Origin of the sequence: Variovorax sp. KBW07 (assembly GCF_003852515.1) — a bacterium.
GTDB lineage: Bacteria > Pseudomonadota > Gammaproteobacteria > Burkholderiales > Burkholderiaceae_C > Variovorax.
In genome coordinates, this window is record NZ_QAJK01000179.1 from 3,040 (window position 1) to 5,182 (window position 2,143).

2 protein-coding genes are annotated in these 2,143 nt (G+C 65.0%); both read left to right on the forward strand.

What is annotated here, in order from left to right; translation table 11 throughout:
* Window positions 1-1,058, forward strand: a 1,058-nt coding sequence (locus tag DBV14_RS30030; protein WP_260397278.1) for an AMP-binding protein, incomplete at its 5' end; no start/stop codon positions are given.
* Window positions 1,055-2,143, forward strand: a 1,089-nt coding sequence (locus DBV14_RS30035) for a carboxyl transferase domain-containing protein (RefSeq protein WP_124465064.1), incomplete at its 3' end; no start/stop codon positions are given. The genes DBV14_RS30030 and DBV14_RS30035, both read left to right, overlap by 4 nt.

The window sequence follows — 2,143 nt, forward strand, 5'->3', positions numbered from 1 at the left end:
CCACCGGCTTTCCCAAGGGCGCGACGCTCACGCACCGCAACATCCTGAACAACGGCTTCTTCATCGGCGAGTGCATGAAGCTCTCGCCCATCGACAGGCTGTGCATTCCGGTGCCGCTGTACCACTGCTTCGGCATGGTGCTGGGCAACCTGGCGTGCCTCACGCACGGCTCGGCCATCGTGTACCCGAACGACGGGTTCGATCCGCTCACCGTGCTCGAAACCGTGCAGGCCGAAAAATGCACGGGCCTGCACGGCGTGCCGACGATGTTCATTGCCGAGCTCGACCATCCGCGCTTCAAGGAGTTCGACCTGTCGACCCTGCGCACCGGCATCATGGCCGGCTCGCCGTGCCCGACCGAGGTGATGAAGCGCGTGGTCGACCAGATGCACCTGAACGAGATCACCATCGCCTACGGCATGACCGAGACCAGCCCGGTCAGCTGCCAGAGCAGCACCGACACGCCGCTGGACAAGCGCGTGTCGACCGTCGGCACGGTGCAGCCGCACCTCGAAGTGAAGATCATCGACCCCGAGACCGGCACCATCGTGCCGACGGGCAAGTCGGGCGAGCTGTGCACGCGCGGTTACTCGGTGATGCACGGCTACTGGGAAGACGAACCCAGGACGCGCGAAGCCATCGACGCCGAGCACTGGATGCACACCGGCGACCTGGCCACCATGGACGCCGAGGGCTACGTCAACATCGTCGGCCGCATCAAGGACCTGGTGATCCGCGGCGGCGAGAACATCTACCCGCGCGAGATCGAAGAATTCCTCTACCGTCATCCGAAGGTGCAGGACGTGCAGGTGGTCGGCCTGCCCGACAAGAAGTACGGCGAAGAGTTGTGCGCCTGGATCATCGTCAAGCCCGGCCAGAGCGCGACCGACACCGAGATCCGCGACTTCTGCAAAGGCCAGATCGCGCACTACAAGGTGCCGAAGTACATCCAGTTCGTCACCGAATTCCCGATGACAGTGACCGGCAAGATCCAGAAATTCAAGATCCGCGATGCCATGACCGAGCAACTCGGCCTCACGCAAGAAAAGACAGCATGAGCAAAATCGAAACGAAACTGAATGCCCGCTCGGCGGATTTCCAGGCCAATGCAGCCGCCATGCGCGCGCTGGTCGACGACCTGCACAAGCAGTTCGCAAAAGTGGAGAAGGGTGGCGGCGAGGCCGCGCGCGCCAAGCACACGGCGCGCGGCAAGCTGCTGCCGCGCGACCGCGTGGCCGAGCTGCTCGACCCGGGCACACCGTTCCTTGAAATCGCGCCGCTCGCCGCGCATGCGATGTACCTGGACGGCAAGGGCGTGGAGTCCGCGCCGGGCGCGGGCATCATCACCGGCATCGGCCGCGTGAACGGCGTCGACTGCATGATCGTCTGCAACGACGCCACGGTGAAGGGCGGCACCTACTACCCGCTCACCGTCAAGAAGCACCTGCGCGCTCAAGAAATTGCCGAGCAGAACCGCCTGCCCTGCATCTACCTGGTGGACTCGGGCGGTGCCAACCTGCCGAACCAGGACGAGGTGTTTCCCGATCGCGACCACTTCGGCCGCATTTTCTACAACCAGGCCAACATGAGCGCCCAGGGCATTCCGCAGATCGCGGTGGTCATGGGCTCGTGCACGGCGGGCGGTGCGTACGTGCCGGCGATGAGCGACGAGTCGATCATCGTGAAGAACCAGGGCACGATTTTCCTGGGCGGCCCGCCGCTCGTGAAGGCCGCAACCGGCGAGGTCGTGACGGCCGAAGACCTGGGCGGTGGCGACGTGCACACGCGCCTGTCGGGCGTGGTCGATCACCTGGCGCAGAACGACCTGCATGCGCTGGCGCTCGCCCGTTCGGCTGTTGCCAATCTCAATGCAAAGGCCGCCGCCACGCCGCAATCACCGGCCGAACACCCGCCGGTGAACGCACCCGCGTTCCCGCGCGAAGAGCTCTACGGCGTGATCCCCACCGACACGCGCAAGCCCTTCGATGTGCGCGAGATCATCGCGCGCATCGTCGATGGCAGCGAGTTCCACGAATTCAAGGCCCGCTTCGGCGCCACGCTGGTCTGCGGCTTCGCCGAGATCGAAGGCATGCCCGTCGGCATCGTCGCCAACAACGGCATCCTGTTCAGCGAGTCGGCGCAG